Origin of the sequence: Pseudoduganella dura, from assembly GCF_009727155.1 — a bacterium.
Lineage (GTDB): Bacteria > Pseudomonadota > Gammaproteobacteria > Burkholderiales > Burkholderiaceae_D > Rugamonas > Rugamonas dura.
The window spans coordinates 1,347,403-1,366,273 of sequence record NZ_WNWM01000002.1 but is presented as its reverse complement, the minus strand read 5'-3'; the positions used below and the strand labels follow the sequence as shown (position 1 = coordinate 1,366,273).

17 protein-coding genes are annotated in these 18,871 nt (G+C 63.7%); 13 read left to right on the top strand and 4 right to left on the bottom strand.

All coding sequences use genetic code 11. The features are described 5' to 3' along the window. Window positions 1-9: 9 nt before the first annotated feature. From GJV26_RS06190 to GJV26_RS06165, 6 genes are all read left to right on the top strand, one after another. Complete coding sequence (locus tag GJV26_RS06190) at window positions 10-1,320, top strand: nucleotide sugar dehydrogenase (protein WP_155708062.1); 1,311 nt, start codon at window positions 10-12, stop codon at window positions 1,318-1,320. Continuing rightward, window positions 1,304-2,569, top strand: coding sequence for a glycosyltransferase family 4 protein (locus GJV26_RS06185; RefSeq protein ID WP_155708061.1), 1,266 nt, complete (start codon window positions 1,304-1,306; stop codon window positions 2,567-2,569). The genes GJV26_RS06190 and GJV26_RS06185 overlap by 17 nt, the downstream gene beginning before the upstream one ends. Beyond that, entirely contained in the window at window positions 2,570-3,568 is a 999-nt protein-coding gene (galE, locus tag GJV26_RS06180) for a UDP-glucose 4-epimerase GalE (RefSeq protein ID WP_155708060.1), read from the top strand. 18 nt (window positions 3,569-3,586) lie between these two features. Beyond that, the gene (locus GJV26_RS06175; protein ID WP_155708059.1) at window positions 3,587-4,753 is read left to right on the top strand and encodes a nucleotidyltransferase family protein; all 1,167 of its coding nucleotides are present in this window, start codon (window positions 3,587-3,589) and stop codon (window positions 4,751-4,753) included. Continuing rightward, window positions 4,750-6,168 (top strand): mannose-1-phosphate guanylyltransferase/mannose-6-phosphate isomerase, encoded by a 1,419-nt coding sequence (locus tag GJV26_RS06170; protein ID WP_155708058.1) that lies wholly within the window; start codon window positions 4,750-4,752, stop codon window positions 6,166-6,168. Before GJV26_RS06175 ends, GJV26_RS06170 begins: the two co-directional genes overlap by 4 nt. 89 nt (window positions 6,169-6,257) lie before the next feature. Next, window positions 6,258-7,262, top strand: a complete 1,005-nt coding sequence (locus GJV26_RS06165; RefSeq protein ID WP_155708057.1) for a TIGR03790 family protein — start codon at window positions 6,258-6,260, stop codon at window positions 7,260-7,262. A 58-nt stretch (window positions 7,263-7,320) separates the two neighbouring features. Here GJV26_RS06165 and rfbD read toward each other — a convergent pair whose 3' ends face one another. The 4 genes from rfbD to rfbB are packed head-to-tail and all read right to left on the bottom strand — an operon-like array spanning window position 7,321 to window position 10,746. Further along, window positions 7,321-8,178 (bottom strand): dTDP-4-dehydrorhamnose reductase, encoded by an 858-nt coding sequence (rfbD, locus tag GJV26_RS06160; protein ID WP_155708056.1) that lies wholly within the window; start codon window positions 8,176-8,178, stop codon window positions 7,321-7,323. Window positions 8,179-8,186: 8 nt separating this feature from the next. After that, window positions 8,187-8,732 carry a dTDP-4-dehydrorhamnose 3,5-epimerase gene (gene rfbC / locus GJV26_RS06155; RefSeq protein ID WP_155708055.1) on the bottom strand — a complete coding sequence of 182 codons (546 nt, stop codon included), beginning with the start codon at window positions 8,730-8,732 and terminating at the stop codon, window positions 8,187-8,189. Then, window positions 8,729-9,634 (bottom strand): glucose-1-phosphate thymidylyltransferase RfbA, encoded by a 906-nt coding sequence (rfbA, locus tag GJV26_RS06150; protein WP_155708054.1) that lies wholly within the window; start codon window positions 9,632-9,634, stop codon window positions 8,729-8,731. The genes rfbC and rfbA overlap by 4 nt, the downstream gene beginning before the upstream one ends. Continuing rightward, window positions 9,631-10,746 (bottom strand): dTDP-glucose 4,6-dehydratase, encoded by a 1,116-nt coding sequence (rfbB, locus tag GJV26_RS06145; RefSeq protein ID WP_155708053.1) that lies wholly within the window; start codon window positions 10,744-10,746, stop codon window positions 9,631-9,633. The genes rfbA and rfbB overlap by 4 nt, the downstream gene beginning before the upstream one ends. A 287-nt stretch (window positions 10,747-11,033) precedes the next feature. Between rfbB and GJV26_RS06140 the strand changes: the two genes are divergently transcribed. The 7 genes from GJV26_RS06140 (at window position 11,034) to gspG (ending at window position 18,870) form a co-directional block, all read left to right on the top strand. Then, complete coding sequence (locus tag GJV26_RS06140; protein ID WP_155708052.1) at window positions 11,034-14,042, top strand: ExeM/NucH family extracellular endonuclease; 3,009 nt, start codon at window positions 11,034-11,036, stop codon at window positions 14,040-14,042. Between the two features lie 9 nt (window positions 14,043-14,051). Further along, window positions 14,052-14,687 carry an NF038129 family PEP-CTERM protein gene (locus GJV26_RS06135; protein ID WP_155708051.1) on the top strand — a complete coding sequence of 212 codons (636 nt, stop codon included), beginning with the start codon at window positions 14,052-14,054 and terminating at the stop codon, window positions 14,685-14,687. 197 nt (window positions 14,688-14,884) lie between these two features. Further along, entirely contained in the window at window positions 14,885-15,352 is a 468-nt protein-coding gene (locus GJV26_RS06130; RefSeq protein ID WP_155708050.1) for a hypothetical protein, read from the top strand. A gap of 223 nt (window positions 15,353-15,575) precedes the next feature. Continuing rightward, on the top strand, window positions 15,576-16,247 hold the full coding sequence (locus GJV26_RS06125) for a response regulator (RefSeq protein ID WP_155708049.1): 672 nt from the start codon (window positions 15,576-15,578) through the stop codon (window positions 16,245-16,247). A gap of 5 nt (window positions 16,248-16,252) precedes the next feature. Continuing rightward, complete coding sequence (locus tag GJV26_RS06120) at window positions 16,253-16,987, top strand: LuxR C-terminal-related transcriptional regulator (RefSeq protein ID WP_155708048.1); 735 nt, start codon at window positions 16,253-16,255, stop codon at window positions 16,985-16,987. Further along, complete coding sequence (locus GJV26_RS06115) at window positions 16,987-18,111, top strand: acyltransferase (protein ID WP_308807650.1); 1,125 nt, start codon at window positions 16,987-16,989, stop codon at window positions 18,109-18,111. Before GJV26_RS06120 ends, GJV26_RS06115 begins: the two co-directional genes overlap by 1 nt. Before the next feature lie 249 nt (window positions 18,112-18,360). Further along, the gene (gene gspG, locus GJV26_RS06110; RefSeq protein ID WP_155708046.1) at window positions 18,361-18,870 is read left to right on the top strand and encodes a type II secretion system major pseudopilin GspG; all 510 of its coding nucleotides are present in this window, start codon (window positions 18,361-18,363) and stop codon (window positions 18,868-18,870) included. Window position 18,871 lies beyond the last annotated feature (1 nt).

The following is an 18,871-nucleotide window of genomic DNA, read 5'->3' as shown; positions in this document are numbered from 1 at the left end:
AGCAGTATCTTGAAAATCAGTATCTTTGGCCTGGGCTACGTGGGGGCGGTGTCTGCCGGCTGCCTGGCAACCGACGGACATGAAGTGATCGGCGTCGATCCAAACCAGACGAAAGTCGACCTGATCAACGCCGGCACCACGCCGATCATCGAGAAGGATATCGGCGAGATGATCGCGACGACCGTCAAGAGCGGCCATCTGCGCGCCACCACCGACGTGCGCGATGCAGTGCTCGGCAGCGACATGTCGCTGATCTGCGTGGGCACCCCGTCGCAGCTGAACGGCAACCTGGACCTGTCGCACGTGCGCAAGGTGTGCGAGCAGATCGGTGCCGCGATCAAGGACAAGGATAGTTTCCACGTGGTGGTCGCACGCAGCACGATGCTGCCGGGCTCGATGACTTCGGTCGTGATCCCGTCGCTGGAAGCCGCTTCCGGCAAGAAGGCCGGCGTTGATTTCGGCGTCTGCAACAACCCGGAATTCCTGCGCGAAGGCACCGCGGTCTACGATTATTACCATCCACCGAAGACCGTGATCGGCGAGTCCGACGAGCGCGCCGGCGAGATGCTGGTCAAGCTGTACGAGAAGATGGACGCACCGCTGGTGCGCACCGATGTCGCCACGGCCGAAATGGTCAAGTACACGGACAACACCTGGCACGCCGTCAAGGTGGCGTTCGCCAACGAGATCGGCAACATCTGCAAGGCGGTCGGCATCGACGGCCACAAGGTGATGGAGATCTTCTGCCAGGATACCAAGCTGAACCTGTCGCCTTACTACATGAAGCCGGGCTTCGCCTTCGGCGGCTCGTGCCTGCCGAAGGACGTGCGCGCCCTGACTTACAAGGCCCGCTCGCTGGACCTGGAACTGCCGCTGCTCGATTCGATCCTGCCGTCGAACCGCAAGCAGGTGGAAAAGGGCGTGAAGATGATCGTCGACAAGGGCACCCGCAAGATCGGCATCCTCGGTTTCTCGTTCAAGGCCGGCACCGACGACCTGCGCGAATCGCCGCTGGTCGACGTCATCGAGACGCTGCTGGGCAAGGGCTACGAACTGAAACTGTATGACAAGAACGTGAACCTGGCCGCGCTGACCGGCGCCAACCAGGACTACATCCTGAACCACATTCCGCACATCTCGAAGCTGATGGTAAACTCGATGGAGGAAGTGCTGGCCTTCGCCGATACCGTGGTGATCGGCAACGGCGCCGCCGAATTCAAGCAGGTCCCGGGCCTGTTGAAGGATGGCCAGAACATCGTCGACCTCGTGCGCATCAGCAAGGAGCAAAGCGGAGGCCAGTACGATGGTATCTGCTGGTAAGGGCAAAGCAGGGGGCAAGCCCCGCCGCGTCCTGATCCTGGTCGAGAACCTGCCATCGCCATTCGACCGGCGCGTGTGGCAGGAAGCGACCACGCTGCATGCGAACGGCTACGAAGTCTCGATCATCTGCCCGACGGGCAAGGGTTACGAGGGCCGTTACGAAGAAGTCGACGGCATCCATATCTACCGCTACAAGCTCCCGCTCGAAGCGGAAGGCGCGAAGGGCTACGCGATCGAATATTCGGCGGCGCTGTTCCACACCTTCCGCCTGGCGTGGAAGGTGCTGTTCAAGCACGGCTTCGATGTGATCCACGCGTGCAACCCGCCCGACCTGCTGTTCCTGATCGGCGGCTTCTTCAAGCTCACGATGGGCAAGAAGTTCCTGTTCGATCACCACGACATCAACCCGGAACTGTACGAAGCCAAGTTCGGACGCCGCGATTTCTTCTACAAGCTGATGGTGCTGTTCGAGCGCTGGTCGTTCAAGACGTCCGACGTGTCGATCGCCACCAACGAGTCGTACAAGCGCATCGCCATCGAGCGCGGCGGCATGGATCCGGATCGCTGCTATGTCGTGCGCAGCGGCCCGAAACTGGACCGCCTGCGCGTGCTGCCGCCCGTGGAAGCGCTGAAGAAGGGCAAGCGCTACCTGGTCGGCTATGTCGGCGTGATGGGCGCGCAGGAAGGCATCGACCTGCTGCTGGAAGCCGCCCGCCACCTGATCGTCGACATGGGCCGCAAGGACGTGCATTTCGGTCTCGTCGGCGGCGGTACCTCGCTCGACCAGATGAAGGCGCTGGCCGTGAAGATGGGCATTGCCGACTACGTGACGTTCACCGGCCGCGTGCCTGACCAGGACCTGCTGGAAATGCTGAACACGTCCGACGTATGCGTGAACCCGGACGTGGCGAACGACATGAACGACAAGTCCACGATGAACAAGATCATGGAGTACATGGCGCTGGGCAAGCCCATCGTGCAGTTCGACCTGGTCGAAGGCAAGGTGTCGGCACAGGAGGCATCGCTCTACGCGAACAAGAACGACCCGGTCGACATGGCGCGGAAGATCGCCGAACTGCTGGACGATCCGGCGCGCCGCGAACGCATGGGGGCCTATGGCCGCCATCGCGTGGTCAACGAGCTGGAATGGCAATACGAAGCGCCGAAACTGCTGGCGGCGTACGAGCGGCTGTACTCGGCCAATGCTCCGCTGCCCGGTGCGGTTCCCCCATCATACAAAGGAAGCTGAATGAACATTCTCGTTACCGGTGGCATGGGTTATATCGGCTCGCACACCGTCGTCGAACTGGTCAAGGCCGGCCATGACGTGGTCGTGGTGGACAACCTCGCGAACGCCGACCGCTCGGTGCAGGAGCGGGTGCAGAGCATTACCGGCAAGGCGTTCGAATTCGTCGAGGCGGATATCCGCGACCGCGCCGCACTGGAACGCGCCTTCGCGCTGCGCAAGTTCGATTCCGTGATCCACTTCGCCGGCCTGAAGGCGGTGGGTGAATCCGTGGCGCAGCCGCTGCGCTACTACGACAACAACGTGTCCGGCAGCGTCGCGCTGCTGGAGACGATGGCAAAGTTCGACGTCAAGTCGATCGTCTTCAGTTCGTCGGCCACGGTGTACGGCGACCCGGCCTCGGTGCCGATCACCGAGGATTCCCCGCTGTCGGCAACGAATCCATATGGCCGCAGCAAGCTGATGATCGAAGAGATCCTGCGCGACCTGCACAAGTCGGACGACTCGTGGCGGATCGCGCTGCTGCGCTACTTCAACCCGGTGGGCGCGCATGAGAGCGGCCTGATCGGCGAAGCGCCGAGCGGCATCCCGAACAACCTGATGCCGTACGTGGCGCAGGTGGCCGAAGGCAAGCGGGAATCGCTGTCCGTGTTCGGCAGCGATTACCCCACGCCGGACGGCACCGGAGTGCGCGATTACATCCACGTGGTCGATCTCGCGATCGGTCATGTGAAGACGCTGGACAAGCTGGCGACAGCTCCTGGCGTATATACCTACAATCTGGGGACCGGCCGCGGCAACAGCGTGCTCGAGATGGTGCGTGCGTTCGAAGCTGCAAGCGGCCGTCAAGTCCCCTACAAGATCGTTGACCGACGACCTGGGGATATCGCCGCCTGCTATGCGGATACGGCGAAGGCCGAGCGCGAGCTCGGCTGGAAAGCACAATTCGACATTGCCCGTATGTGTTCCGACACGTGGCGCTGGCAGTCTTCATCGAAATAACTATCCAGGGGGCTTCACATGAAAGCAATGATTCTCGCGGCCGGCAAAGGCACGCGCGTGCGGCCGTTGACGTACGAACTACCGAAACCGATGATCCCGATCCTCGGCAAACCCGTGATGGCATACCTGGTCGAGCATCTGGCCCGGTACGGCGTCACGGAAATCATGGTCAACGTCAGCTATCTGCACGAAAAGATCGAAGATTATTTTGGCGAAGGCCACCAGTTCGGTGTGCAGATCGGCTATTCCTTCGAGGGCTACACCAACGACGACGGTGAAGTGGTACCGGAGCCGCTCGGTTCGGCCGGCGGCATCAAGAAGATCCAGGAATTCGGCGGTTTCTTCGACGAGACCACGATCGTGCTGTGCGGCGATGCGCTGATCGACCTCGACCTGAAATCGGCCCTGTTCGAGCATCGCCGCAAGGGCGCGCTGGCAACCGTCATCACGCGTGAAGTGCCGTGGGACAAGGTGGCGAGCTATGGCGTCGTCGTCAGCGACGAGGATGGCCGCATCCGCGAGTTCCAGGAAAAACCCGACCCGTCGGTGGCCAAATCGAATTGCGTCAGTACCGGCATCTATATCTTCGAGCCTGAAGTCATCGACCTGATTCCGGTCGACCAGCCGTTCGACATCGGCTCCGAGCTGTTCCCGCTGCTGGCCGAAAAGGGCCTGCCGTTCTACAGCCAGACCCGCAAGTTCAACTGGATCGACATCGGCAGCGTTAAGGATTACTGGGAAGTGCTGCAAAGCGTGTTGCTGGGCGAAGTGGCCAATATGGCAGTGCCCGGCATCCAGGTCGACGAGGGGCTGTGGCTCGGCCTGAACACCAGCATCGACTGGAGCGGCGGCACGAAGATCGAAGGGCCGGTGTATATCGGCTCGGGCGTGAAGGTCGACGCCGGCGCCCACATCATCGGTCCGACATGGATCGGTCACGGCAGCCACATCTGTTCCGGCGCAACCGTCACGCGCAGCGTTCTGTTCGAATATACGCGTGTGTTACCGGATGTTACGCTGGAAGAATTGATTGTCTTCAAAGATTATAGTGTCGACCGTGCCGGCGAAATGAAACACGTGTCGCAGTACGACTCCGATGAGTGGGCCAACGCACGCGACCGCCGCGCTGCCCGCCGCCGGGACAACGAACAAGATATCCCAACATTGGAACAGAAAAAAGCATGAAAATTTATCCCGTCATCCTGTCCGGCGGCGCCGGCACCCGCCTGTGGCCACTGTCGCGCGCGGCGCTGCCGAAGCAGTTGCTGCCGGTGGTTGCCGACAAAACGATGCTGCAGGACACGGCCCTGCGCCTGAATGGCCGGGCCGAACTGATGCAGCCGCTGATCGTGTGCGGTAACGAACACCGCTTCCTGGTCGCCGAACAGCTGCGCGAAATCAACGTCAAGCCGCTGGGCATCCTGCTCGAACCGGAAGGCCGCAACACGGCACCGGCCGTTGCCGCCGCCGCGCATTACCTGAAGGCGGTGGATGCCGACGCGGTGATGCTGGTGCTGCCGGCCGATCACGTGATCAGCGACACCGAGGCGTTCTATGAGGCGATCATGCGCGCGGCGGAACTGGTCGAACATGGGTCGCTGGCCACGTTCGGCATCGTGCCGACCGCCCCGGAGACGGGATACGGCTATATCAAGAGCGGCGAGCCGCTGCCGGTCGGCGACAATTGCTTCAAGGTCGATCGATTCGTTGAAAAACCGGATCGGGCGACTGCCGAAGGCTTTGTCGCGGCGGGCAATTACTTCTGGAACAGCGGCATGTTCCTGTTCCGCGCGGAGAGCTACCTGAAGGAACTGCAGCAGTTCCAGCCGGCGATCGCCAGCGCGACCTTCGATGCGGTGTCGAAGGGCTACCGCGACCTGGATTTCTGCCGCCTGAACGAGGAAGCCTTCGCGGCCAGCCCGTCCGACTCGATCGATTACGCCGTGATGGAGCACACCCGTCATGCCGTGGTGGTGCCGGCCGCGATCGGCTGGAACGATGTCGGCTCCTGGTCCGCGCTGTGGGAAGTGCAGCAGCATGACGAGAACGGCAACGTCTCCCGTGGCGACGTCTACCTCGATGGCGTGAGCAATTCGCTGGTGCGTGCCGAAAGCCGTTGCGTGGCCGTGGTCGGCCTCGATAACGTCGTGGTCGTCGAGACCAACGATGCCGTGCTGGTAGTGCACAAGGACCAGGTGCAGCGCGTGAAGCAGGTGGTGGACCACCTGAAGTGCCAGGATCGCACCGAGCACCTGCACCACACGAAGGTTTACCGTCCGTGGGGCTGCTACGAAGGTATCGATATCGGCGATCGTTTCCAGGTCAAGCGCATCACCGTCAATCCGGGCGGCAAGCTGTCGTTGCAGATGCACCATCATCGCGCCGAGCACTGGATCGTGGTGTCCGGTACGGCCAAGGTGACGTGCGGCGACAAGGTCGAGCTGCTGACGGAAAACGAATCGACTTACATTCCGATCGGCATGAACCATCGGCTGGAAAATCCGGGCAAGCTGCCGCTGCACCTGATCGAGGTGCAGTCCGGCAGTTACCTGGGCGAAGACGATATCGTGCGGTTCGAGGACGTCTACCAGCGCACCTGACGCCAGGGCGCCGCCGCGCCCGGAGCGAAACGGTATAATCGAAAACGGAAGCTTCGGCTTCCGTTTTTTTCGTCTGCTTCTGGAGCCCCATGATCTTGCGTCCCTTCCTCATCCTGCTGGTGCTGCTGGCCGCGGCTGCCGCGCAGGCGGCACCGGCGCTGCAGCCTGCCCAGCTGGGCATCGTCATCAACGACGATGAACCAAACAGCGTCGAGTTGGGCGAGTACTACCGTATCGCGCGCGGCATTCCCGAAGCGAACATCGTGCACGTCCGTATCCCGGGCAAGCCGCGCAAGCTCACCGAAGAGCAGTTCAGCAGGTTGAAGGCGGAGATCGACGGAAAGCTGCGGCCGGATGTCCAGGCCGTGCTGATGGTCTGGACGGCGCCTTATGCGGTGGAATGCAACAGCATCACGGCTGCCTATGCACTGGGCTTCGACGCCGCCCAGTGCGCCAACACCTGCGCGGCCGGCAAGCCCAGTCCGTACTTCAATGCCACGGGCTTGCCCGGCGCGGCGGAGAAGGGCATGCGGCTGGCAATGCTGTTGCCGACCGGCTCAGTGGAGGAGGGCAAGGCCTTGATCGATCGCGGCAAGGCCAGCGGTTTTCGCACCCCCGCCGCCGGGGCCTACTACCTGTTCACCAGCGAAATGGCGCGCAACAGCCGCGCCCGGTTCTTCCCGACGGCCGGCACCATCCCGCAACGCAAGCTGACGATCCATACGCTGCGCGATGACGCGCTCGAGGGCAAGCGCGACATCATGATCTACCAGACCGGCAAGGCGAAGGTGACGGGGCTGGAAACGCTGCAATTCCTGCCGGGCGCGCTGGCCGATCACCTGACATCCACCGGGGGCGACTTGCTCGGAGAGGGACAGATGAGCAGCCTGCGCTGGCTGCAGGCCGGTGCCACCGCCAGCTATGGCACCGTGAGCGAGCCGTGCAATTTCTGGCAGAAGTTCCCCAATCCGGCAGTCCTGCTGCGCCATTACGTTGCCGGCAGCACGGCGATCGAGGCCTACTGGCGCAGCGTTGCCTGGCCGGCGCAGGGGGTATTCATTGGCGAACCCCTGGCGGCCCCTTACCGGCGCTGAGCCGCCGGGGCGGCACGGTGCATCGGCAGCGGCCGCGCGGCCCTGTGCCGGTCACCGGTCAATGCAGGCACAGCCGCAGCGCATCGCGCCAGTCCGGCAACCGCACGAAGCGTTCCTGCAGGCGGTCTGAACACAGCGCCGAGTACTGCGGCCTGGCCGCAGGCAGGGGGTAATCGTTCGTCGTGATGGGCACCAGGTTGCAGGCAATGCCCGCTTCTTCCAGGATTGCCGCGGTAAAGCCGAACCACGTGGTGCGGCCCTGGCTCGACAGATGATAGGTACCGCCGTTTTCCTGCCACCAGTCCGGCCCGCCTGCACGCGCCTGCGCCAGGATCAGCGCCGTGGTGTCGGCGATCGTGCGGCTCCAGGTGGGCGCGCCATGCTGGTCGTCGACGATGCGCAGTTCGTCGCGCTCTTTCGCCAGGCGCAGCATTGTCAGCAGGAAGTTCTTGCCGCGCATGCCAAACACCCAGCTGGTGCGGAAAATCAGGTGCGGCACGCCCGAGGCGGCGATCGCCTGCTCGCCGGCCAGCTTGCTGGCGCCGTAGACGTTCAGCGGACCGGTCGCATCGTGTTCGCCGCGCGCGGCAGCGTCATAGCCGGAAAACACGTAATCGGTCGAATAATGTACCAGCGCCGCGCCCAGCAGCCTGGCTTCTGCCGCCATGACGGCCGGTGCTTCGGCGTTGATGCGGTGCGCCAGCTCGGGCTCGGTTTCGGCCTTGTCCACGGCCGTGTAGGCGGCCGGGTTGACGATCAGCTGCGGCCGCGTTGCCCGGATCACGTCGCGCACCTGGTCGAGGTCCGACAGGTCCATCCGGCCACGGTCGACGGCGATAACTTCGCCCAGGCCCTGCAGGCTGCGTTCGAGTTCATAACCGACCTGGCCGGTGCTGCCAGTGAGTAAGATCTTCATCGCCGCGGTCATTCGAACACTTCCGCGTCGGCCAGCGGCAGGCCCTTCCGGTCCTTGGCGGACAGCAGGGGGGCGCCATCGATCGGCCAGTCGATGCCCACGGCCGGATCGTTCCACAGCAGCGCGCGCTCGTGCGCAGGCGCGTAGTAGTCGGTGGTCTTGTACAGGAATTCGGCAAAGTCGCTGGTGACGACGAAGCCATGCGCGAAGCCGGGCGGAATCCAGAACTGCCGCTTGTTTTCGGCCGACAGCTCGACGCCGTGCCACTTGCCGAATGTGGGCGAGCTCGTGCGAAGGTCGACGGCCACGTCGAACACGCTGCCGGCCGTCACGCGCACCAGCTTGCCCTGCGCCTGCCGGATCTGGTAATGCAGGCCGCGCAGCACGCCGCGCGCCGAGCGCGAGTGGTTGTCCTGCACGAACGGCAGTTGTACGCCGGTCAGTTCGGCGAACCGCTGCGCATTGAAGCTTTCATAGAAAAAGCCGCGTTCGTCGCCGAACACGTTCGGTTCGATGACCAGCAGGCCATCGATGGGGGTGGGGGTGACTTTCATCGAGGGATCACTTTATCTTGCAGGATCTGCAGCAAATACTGGCCGTAGCCGTTTTTCCTGAGCGGTTCGGCAAGGCGGCGCAGTTGTTCGGCGTCAATGTAACCCTTGCGGTAGGCGATCTCTTCCGGGCAGGCCACTTTCAGGCCCTGGCGTTTTTCGATGGTGGCGATGAATTGCGACGCATCGAGCAGGGAATCGTGCGTGCCGGTGTCCAGCCAGGCCATGCCGCGGCCCATCAGTTCCACGCGCAGGCTGCCCGCTTCGAGGTAAGCCTTGTTGACGTCCGTGATCTCCAGCTCGCCGCGGGCCGACGGCTGGATCGAAGCGGCGATGTCGCATACCCGCTGGTCATAGAAATACAGGCCGGTCACCGCATAGTTCGATTTCGGCACGGCCGGCTTCTCCTCGATGCTGACCGCGCGGCGCCCGCCGTCGAACTCGACGACGCCGTAGCGCTCCGGATCGTGAACGTGGTAGGCGAACACGGTGGCGCCATCGGCCTGGCTGGCGGCGCTGCGCAGCAGCGCATCGAGATCGTTGCCATAGTAGATGTTATCGCCCAGGATCAGTGCCGAAGGCGCGTCGCCGACGAATTCGCGGCCGATGATGAACGCCTGCGCCAGGCCATCGGGCGAGGGCTGCACCGCGTACGACAGTTGCAAGCCCCACTGGTTGCCGTCGCCGAGCAGCTCGCGGAAACGGGGCGTGTCCTGCGGCGTGGAGATGATCAGGATCTCGCGCATGCCGGCCAGCATCAGGGTGGTCAGCGGATGATAGATCATTGGCTTGTCGTAGATCGGCAGCAGCTGCTTCGACACGCTGGTCGTTACCGGATACAGGCGGGTGCCGGACCCCCCCGCCAGGATGATCCCCTTGCGCTGGCTGATCGGGTCGATGGTCATGCGGCGCCTCCACCTGTCGTCTCGTGCCTGGATTCATCGCGCGCGAATCCATCGCGGTTGAAATAATTTGTTTCCACCCACTTTGCATAGGCGCCGGACTGCACGTCGGCCACCCATTCGGGGTGATCGAGGTACCACTGCACCGTCTTGCGGATGCCGGTCTCGAACGTCTCGGCCGGCTTCCAGCCCAGTTCGCGTTCGAGCTTGCGCGCATCGATCGCGTAGCGGCGGTCGTGGCCCGGCCGGTCCTTCACATAGGCGATCTGGGCACGGTAGCTGGTGCCGTCCGGCTTCGGTTTCAGGCTGTCGAGGAGATCGCACAAGGCATGCACCACATCCAGGTTGGCCTTCTCGTTCCAGCCGCCCACGTTGTACACCTCGCCCGGCCTGCCGTCGGCCAGCACGCGGCGGATCGCCGTGCAATGGTCGGCGACATACAGCCAGTCGCGCACCTGCTGGCCGTCGCCATAGATCGGCAGCGGCTTGCCCGCCTGCGCGTTGGCGATCGCCAGCGGAATGAGCTTTTCGGGAAAGTGATACGGGCCGTAGTTGTTCGAGCAGTTCGTCGTCAGCGTCGGGAAACCATACGTGTGGAAGTACGCGCGCACCAGGTGATCCGAAGCGGCCTTCGAGGCCGAATACGGGCTGTTCGGTGCATACGGCGTGTCCTCGGAAAACGGCGGGTCGCCTGGTCCCAGCGTGCCGTACACCTCGTCTGTGGAGACGTGCAGGAAGCGCCATGCCGCCTTGTCCGCGTCCGGCAGCGCGCTCCAGTAGGCGCGCGCCGCCTCGAGCAGCGCGAACGTGCCGTTGATATTGGTATTGATGAATTCGGCAGGGCCGTGGATCGAGCGGTCCACGTGGCTCTCGGCGGCGAAGTGCACGATCGCGCGCGGCTGGTGTTCGCGCAGCAGCGCCAGCACCTGTTCGCCGTCGCAGATGTCGCCGCGCACGAACAGGTGGCGCGCGTCGTCCTTCAGCGATGCCAGGTTGTTCAGGTTGCCGGCATAGGTGAGCTTGTCGAAGTTGAGCACCGGCTCGTCCGTTTGCGCCAGCCAGTCCAGCACGAAGTTCGAGCCGATGAATCCGGCCCCGCCTGTCACGAAAATCATTTCATATCCTGTGCAGAATTAATCGGTTGCAGTCGGTTATTGTAATCAAAGTTATCATGGTTTCTTGCGAAAGTTGAAATGATCTTGCCGGAGATGTCGCTTATTCATTGATGAGCAGCCGTGCCTTGTCCACCGCCACTGTTCCTGCCGCTGCCGTGTGCGGCGATCCGCCGCGGCCGTTTGCTTGGCCCGATCGGACTAACGAGTTGTCATTAAGGAGTCATATCGTTTAGTTAATATGTAACTGGCAATATTCGATTCATATCTTCAACATCGCAGGGATCACAATGAATTCACACGCTCCTACGCCGGGCCGCAAGACCGTGCTCGCCGCCGCCATGGCAACCGCACTGGCCACCTCATTGGCCGGGCTTGCCGTGCCGGCACTTGCCGCTTCCGACGTCGTCATCAGCCAGGTCTACGGAGGCGGCGGCAACAGTGGCGCCACGCTGAAGTCCGATTTCATCGAACTGTTCAACCGGAGCGACGCGGCGGTCAAACTGACGAACTGGAGCGTGCAATACGCCAGCACCACGGGCGGCACCTGGCAAGTCACGAAGCTGCCGGCCGTGACACTGGAGCCGGGCAAGTATTACCTGGTCCAGCAGGCCACCGGCAACGGCGGCTCGGTCGCCCTCGAACCGGACGCGACCGGCACCATCCCCATGGGCGGCAGCGGCGGCAAGGTGGCGCTGGTCAGTTCCGATGTGGCGCTGTCCGGCGCCACGCCGACCAGCAGCGCGCTGGTCGACCTGGTGGGCTGGGGCAGCGCCGGATTCTTCGAAGGCACCGCGCCGGCCGGCGGTACGGCCAACGCCACGGCGGTGCTGCGCAACCAGGCCGGCTGTGTCGATACCGACGACAACCGCGCCGACTTCACGGTGGCCGAGCCGGCGCCGCGCAACGCCGCCGCGCCGGCACTTTCGTGCGGCGCGCCGATCGTCAAGCCGATCGTGCTGCAATGCCCGGCCAGCCTGGGTGTCGCCGTGGGCTACGCGGGCACCGCGCTGCTGGCCGCCAGCGACGCCGACAGCATCGTCAACGCCGCCGCCATCACGTCCGCGCCGGTGCCGGGCATCAGCCTGGCGTTCACGGCCGCCAGCGAGACGGGGGGCGGCGCATCGGGCAGCCTGACGGTCGCCGGGACCGTGCCGCAGGGCGACTACCCGGTCGTCATCCGCTTCACCAACAACGATGCGCAGGAAGCCAGCTGCACGGTCAACGTGGCCGTGCGCCCGCTGGCGGCGGTGACCCGCACCATCCCGCAGATCCAGGGCGGCGGCGCCGCCAGCCCGGTCGCCGGCACGGTGCAGACCACCGAGGGCATCGTCACGGCCAAAGTGGCCGGCGGCTTCTTCGTGCAGGACGCGAACGGCGACGGCGATCCCGCCACGTCCGACGGCCTGTTCATCTACAGCGCTTCGGCCGCCGGCGGCGTTGCCGTTGGCCAGCGCGTGCGCATCACCGGCAAGATCACCGAATTTACTCCGAGCGGCGCGAACCGTTCGTATACCGAGATGACGGACGTTACGGCCACCTCGGTGCTGTCATCCGGCCACAGTCTGGTGCCTGCCAACATCGCCCTGCCGAACGCCCGCCTGGACCAGGTCGAAGGCATGCTGGTGCGCTTCGCCGGGCCGCTGACGGTGTCGCAGACCACCTACCTGGGCGCGCGCGGCGAGCTGACGCTGTCCGCCGGACGCCTCGAAATCCCGACCAACCGCTATGCGCCGCGTTCCGCGGAAGCGCTGGCGCTGGCTGCCACGAACGCCGCCAACCGCATCGTGCTGGACGACGGCATTTTCGTGACGCCGACCGTGATCCCGTACATCGGCGAAGGCAATACGGTGCGCGCCGGCGACACGGTGCACGACCTGACCGGCGTGATCGATTTCGGCGCACTGGGCGGCGGCGGAGCAGGCTTCAAGCTGCAGCCGACGGTGGCGCCGTCGCTCGTCCGCGCCAACCCGCGCGAGACCGCGCCGGCGCTGCCGGCCGGCAACGTGAAGGTGGCCAGCGCCAACGTGCTGAACTTCTTCACCACGTTCACCAACGGCACCAACGCCGCCGGCCAGACCGGCCAGGGCTGCACGGTGGGCAACTCGACGAGCCAGGGCAACTGCCGCGGCGCCGACAACCTGGCCGAATACGTGCGCCAGCGCGACAAGATCGTCAACCAGCTGAAAGCCATCGACGCCGACGTGGTCGGGCTGATGGAGATCCAGAACGACGGCGACAGCGCCACCAGCGTGCTGGTCAACAGCCTGAACGCCGCCTATGGCGCACCCGTCTACGCGGTAGTACCGAAGCCGGGCGCGACCGGCACGGATGCGATCCGTGTGGCGATGATCTACAAGCCTGCCAGCGTCGCGCTGGTCGGGGGCGCACTGGCCGATGCGGACAGCGTCAACAACCGGCCGCCGATGGCGCAGACGTTCCGCGCCGCCAACGGCGAGAAGTTTTCCGTGATCGTGAACCACCTGAAGTCGAAGGGCAGCTGCCCGTCCGGCTCCGGGCTCGACGCCGACAACGGCGACGGCCAGAGCTGCTGGAACGCCACCCGCGTGGCGCAGGCGCAGCGCCTCGTGAATACGTTCGTGCCGCAGGTGCAGGCCGCCGCCGGCGACCAGGACGTGCTGCTGATCGGCGACATGAACTCATATGGCAAGGAAGACCCGATCACCGCCATCACGGCCAAGGGCTTCGTCGACCAGCTGGAACGCTTCGCGCGTCCGGCCGGCGTGCCGTATTCCTACGTGTTCGGCCATGAAGCCGGCTACCTGGACCACGCGCTGGCCAGCGCATCGCTCAGCGCGCAGATCGCCGGCGCCGCCGAGTGGCATAACAACGCCGACGAGCCGGAAGTCATCGACTACAACACCAACGGCAAGCCGCAGGACCTGTACGACGCGCAGCCATATCGCGCGTCCGACCACGACCCGCTGGTCGTCAGCCTGTCCCTGCAGTCGGCACCGGCCTACAGCAACGTCACGTCGAGCGTGCAGGTCAGCGCCACCGGCCTGGGCTTCAACCGTGTCACGCAGCTGTTCACCGGTTCGGTCACGCTGGTGAACCGTTCCGCCACCGCGCTGCAGGGACCGCTGTCGCTGCAACTGGACGGCCTGCCGGCCGGTGTCACGGTCGTCAACGCCGCCGGCACGCATGACGGCGCGCCCTACCTGCGCGTCGCCGGCGGCCTGGCCCCGGGCGCCTCGGTCACCGTGCCGCTCACGCTGCGCAATCCGGCCAAGGTCAATCCGGCATACACGGCAAAAATCTTCAGCGGTAACTTCTAAGGAAACATCATGCTTGCAAACATTCTGACACTGCGTACCGCCGCCGCCGCGCTGGCGCTGGCCTTCGGCAGCACCGCCGCGCTGGCCGACACCACGCTGGCCGTCACCATCGACACCAGCCTGTTCGGCGGCGCCGGCTGGCTCGACTTCCAGTACAACCCGGGCACGCTGGGTGTATCGCCCGCCACCAGTGTGACGCTGAGTGGCTTCCAGGGCTTCGACGCCAATGCCGCGGTGGAAACCACCAGTCAGGTCTCCGGTTCGCTGGCGTCCGGCTACGTGATCCGCAACGGCGAGAACTTCAACAGCCTGTTCCACGCCGTAAACTTCGGCGGCGTGCTGAGCTTCAACGTCACCTTCAGCGGCGACAACGTCAACCTGTCCGGCGCCGCCGACGGCTCCGACTTCGCGGTGTATGCCTTCAACGCCGGCGTGACCACGGACCTGGGCAACTCGACCGCCGCTGACAAACGTCTCGTCAGTGCCATGTGGACCCCGGCCGCGGCCGCGGGCGGCACCGGTGTGCTCTCCTACCAGAGCCATGCCGCTGTCGCCACGATCTCGGCCGTGCCGGAACCATCGTCGTGGCTGATGGTGGGCATCGGCGCGATGCTGGTCGCCGGCGCCGCTCGCAGGCGTGCCTGACAGGCGGCACGCATAGCGTGCCATGAAGAGGCATGCGATCGCCGGCCTTCATGAGGCCGGCGATCGTCGTTTACGCTGCCGCCGGAGCGCGTGAAGCGCGTCATGCCGAAGGGCGCCGCCCCGCCGGATCGAAACACCGGCGAGCGAAACGGTCGCTGCCGGTGTCCGGGTGAAATTCCCGGCAAACCCGGATAAAAATGTTTGTTTTTTCGCAGACGCCAGCCGTGCCGATGGCTATCGTCATGACATTCATGCCAGGATTTTTGCTAAAATGTCAAGTAAGTTGTAATTCCCATACCCAGCACAGAGAGCGTAATGGCATGCGCACCCTTCGTCCAATCAGTTATCCCGTCAGCAATGCAAGCACGCTCGAGCTGCTGATGCGCCGGCGATCGACGGCCGTGAGCGCGCAGGGCACCGGTGCCGGCATCGCAGCCGACCGAATCGGGCAGCCGGATGCGGCGGAAGTGCACCATGCAGGGTATGTAAAGCTCGGCGATGACGCAGCCGTGGTTCCACTGGCAACCCGAACCGATCCGACCCTGGCCTGCTGGGTCGCCCTGGTGCAGGCATGGGACGGTATCGAGGGCACGCTCCAGGAAAACGATGCAGCCGCCGGTGCGAAAGACGCCGCGCCGATGACCAGCGTCAGGCCATTCGGCTGACATTCGGCCGTCGTGGCCAAGGGTGCAATATCGGTCCGGCATGGCTCGGGGGCCGCGCCCGCATCGGGAGCGCTGGCAGCGCAAAGTCGCTCGATGATCATTGTCGGGCGGGTTCTTCCCATTTAGTCGCGCAAGCTATCAATGGTCGCGCCAAATTGTATTTGCCCGGACACCGGCCCTTCCTGCATAGTTTGATCCACGTCAATTCGTCACGCGGCGACCCATGTCCATCCAGGTACTCCTCATCGACAACAATCCGGCCGTGCAGCAGGTGCTCGGCCATAACCTGCGCCAGGCCGGCCATGCCGTGCGCGGTACCTCCGACGCGGAAAGCGCGCTGGTGCTGATCGACGAAACGGTGCCCGACATCGTGCTGCTCGAATGGGACCTGCCAGGGCAGTCCGGCCTGTCGCTGATCCGGAGGTTGCGCGCCCGGGCCCGTACGGCCGACCTGCCGCTGCTCATGATCGCCATGCGCGCCGCCGAACAGGACAAGGTGCTGGCGCTGGAAGCGGGGGCGGACGATTACCTGACCAAGCCGTTCGGGCCGCGCGAGACGCTGGCGCGGATCAACGCGGTGATGCGGCGGCGCTGCCCGGCTTTGCCGGCGGCCGGCCTGCGGATCGATCCGGGCACCCGGCGCGTGATGGCAGGCAGCCGCCAGATCGTGCTGGGAAGCGTCGAGTTCCGGCTGCTCGATTTCCTGATGCGTCATCCGCAGCGCGTGCACACACGCTCCCAACTGCTCGACGGCGTATGGGGGGTGGACGCCTATCTCGACGAACGCACCGTCGATGCCCACGTGGGCCGCCTGCGGCACGCGCTGGCACCCTGCGGCTGCCATGCCCACATCGAAACGGTGCGCGGCAGCGGTTACCGCTTCGTGCCCGCGTGACGGCGATGGACGCCCTGGTCATCCTCAGCCGCCAGGAGCAGGAATACCTGCTGCACGCGATCGAAACCAGCCTGGACCTGGCTGAACCGCGCGAGCTGTTCCTGTGGTCGCAGGGCCAGCTGCAGGCTGTCCTGCCGCACCGCCTGCTCGTTTGCGCGCAACTGGACAGCGCCGGCGATGTGCTGCGCGCCCAACTGCTGCACGGCGGCGCCGGGGCGCCGGCGTTGGCCGAGGCCATCCGCGATCCCGGCAGCGGATGGCTGCCGGCAGTAACGGCGCGCTGGCGCGGGGGCGGCTGCCTGCCGCTGGCCCTGCAGGCGGAGGACGACGGCGGGCTGCCGGCGCTGGGCATCGGCAACCTGCTGGCGCACGGCAGCGCGCCGGTGCCCGGCGGCTCCACCTTCTTCATGCTGTGCGACCTGCCGCAGCGCCCCGGCGCGCGGCAGGCCCACTTCCTGCGTCTGTTGCTGCCGCACCTGCACCTGGCACTGCTGCGGCTGGCTCCCGCGGAGGTGCCGCTGCGACGGCCATTGTCGTTGCGGGAAACGCAGGTGCTGCGCTGGCTGCGCGAAGGCAAGAGCAACGAAGAGATCGGCGGCATCCTCGGCATCAGTGCGCTCACCGTGAAAAATCACCTGCAGCGATTGTACCGGGTGCTCGGCGTCAGCAACCGCGCCCACGCTGTCGCGCGGGGCACGATGCTGCGATACTGCGAGGAGAATGCTCCGCGCTTTTGTTGATGGAGTGCCCTGTATACGTCGTTCAGCCTGTCGGGCATCCTGTGCACAGGCGCAGGCGATGTTTCTTATATTTGTTTGCAACATGCCGAGTAAAAATTTATCATGTCGCCATGTCAATATCTGCTCAAATAAATCCCACACCGGCCGTGTCCGGGTCTTCGAAATTGCACGAAAGAAATGTTTCGCTTGATTTCTTGAAGCTGGCACTCGCCTGCATGGTGGTCAGCCTGCACGTGGGTATTTTTTATGACGTCAGTCCGGTGCTTGGATTTCTCACGGGCGAGGGGATCTTCCGGATCGCCGTGCCGATTTTCCTGATTATCAACGGATACTACTTTTTCCCGGTCTTGCAAAGAAATGGCGCGCGGGGATGGTTTTCCCGCATTGGCGGATTGTATCTGTTCTGGTCGGCGGTTTATCTGTTTTTCTGGGTGCCGGAAATCGATCCGACAGTCTCCGGATTAATAAAGGCGGTGCGTATCCTGGCGGTTGGATATTATCACCTGTGGTATGTTGCAGGAATGATCGGGGCCGGCTTGCTGGTTCTGGCGTTCAGGCGGTTGCCAGGATACCTGGTGCTGGCTGCCGCGCTGCTGCTTTATGTTGCCGGCGTGGGAATACAGTATGCCGGAAATTATCACGTTTTCACAAATACCCAGCTCGATCGATTCGCCAATATTACCTGGATCCACAGGAATTTTCTGTTCCTTTCCTTCCCTTTCTTCTATATCGGATATTTTATAAGCGAGACCCAGTTGCATCGGAAATTCACCGTACTGCAGATGATGTGCGTTTCGGCAGCGGGCCTGGGTTTGCTGGTGCTGGAGGCGTATTTTAATTTCGGAAATTATCGGAATGATGGGTCGGTTGATAATTATATGGCGCTGTTATTGGTGTGCCCGGCGATATTCATCGGTATCTTCAATATGAAAATTCATGGATCTGGTGGTCATGTTGCACTCTATTCGAGTGCGATATATTTCGTCCACATTCTTGTCCTGTATGCGCTGCGTCCTTTCCTGGATATCGGGTCGACATTGATGGCAATAGTCGTCCTGCTTGTTTCGATAATTGTTGCAAGTGCCCTGGTGCGGCTGAGTCGGAAGTTCCGGTTTATTCTTTGACGTAAAATCAATGAACGGCATTCGGCAGGGGGCAAGCGGGAAGTGAATGGGTGCGATATTGAGCGGTCGTGCCTGACTATCTTCCCGGCTTCGCCACGGATCGCAATGGCCTCTCCCATGAGCATTCCAGGCGGATTGCAAGATTGCGTATAGGACAATGTGCAAACAAAAAATTGTCTAAACCTTAAATGGCGTGGTAGCCTTCCCCGTCAACTCGGCAATCGGAGGTTGTTTCGGATGTGTGCAGCAATGGATGTAAAGCGTGGTAAGCAGCCGGATGCGGGCCAGCACTGGAGCCTGCCGGCGCGCCGGAATGGCGTGGCGAATGACGTGCCCTGCGCAGCCGGGCACCGGCGCGCCGGTGGTTTCACACTGCTCGAGCTGCTGGTGGTGATCGTCATCATCGGCCTGCTCGCGGCATATGTCGGTCCCAAGTATTTCTCGCAGCTTGGCAAGTCCGAAGTCACCGTGGCGAAGGCGCAGATCGAGTCGTTCGAAAAGTCGCTAGACACCTACCGGCTCGACGTGGGGCGCTATCCCACCACGGAAGAAGGCCTGGCCGCGCTGCTGGTGGCGCCCGCCACCGCGGGCGCCAAGTGGAACGGCCCGTACCTGAAGAAAAGCGTGCCGCCCGATCCATGGGGGCGCGTGTACCAGTACAAGGCGCCGGGCACGCGCGGTGAATATGAAATCACGTCACTGGGCAAGGACGGCCAGCCGGGCGGCACCGGCGACAACGCCGACATCTCCTCGCAATAGC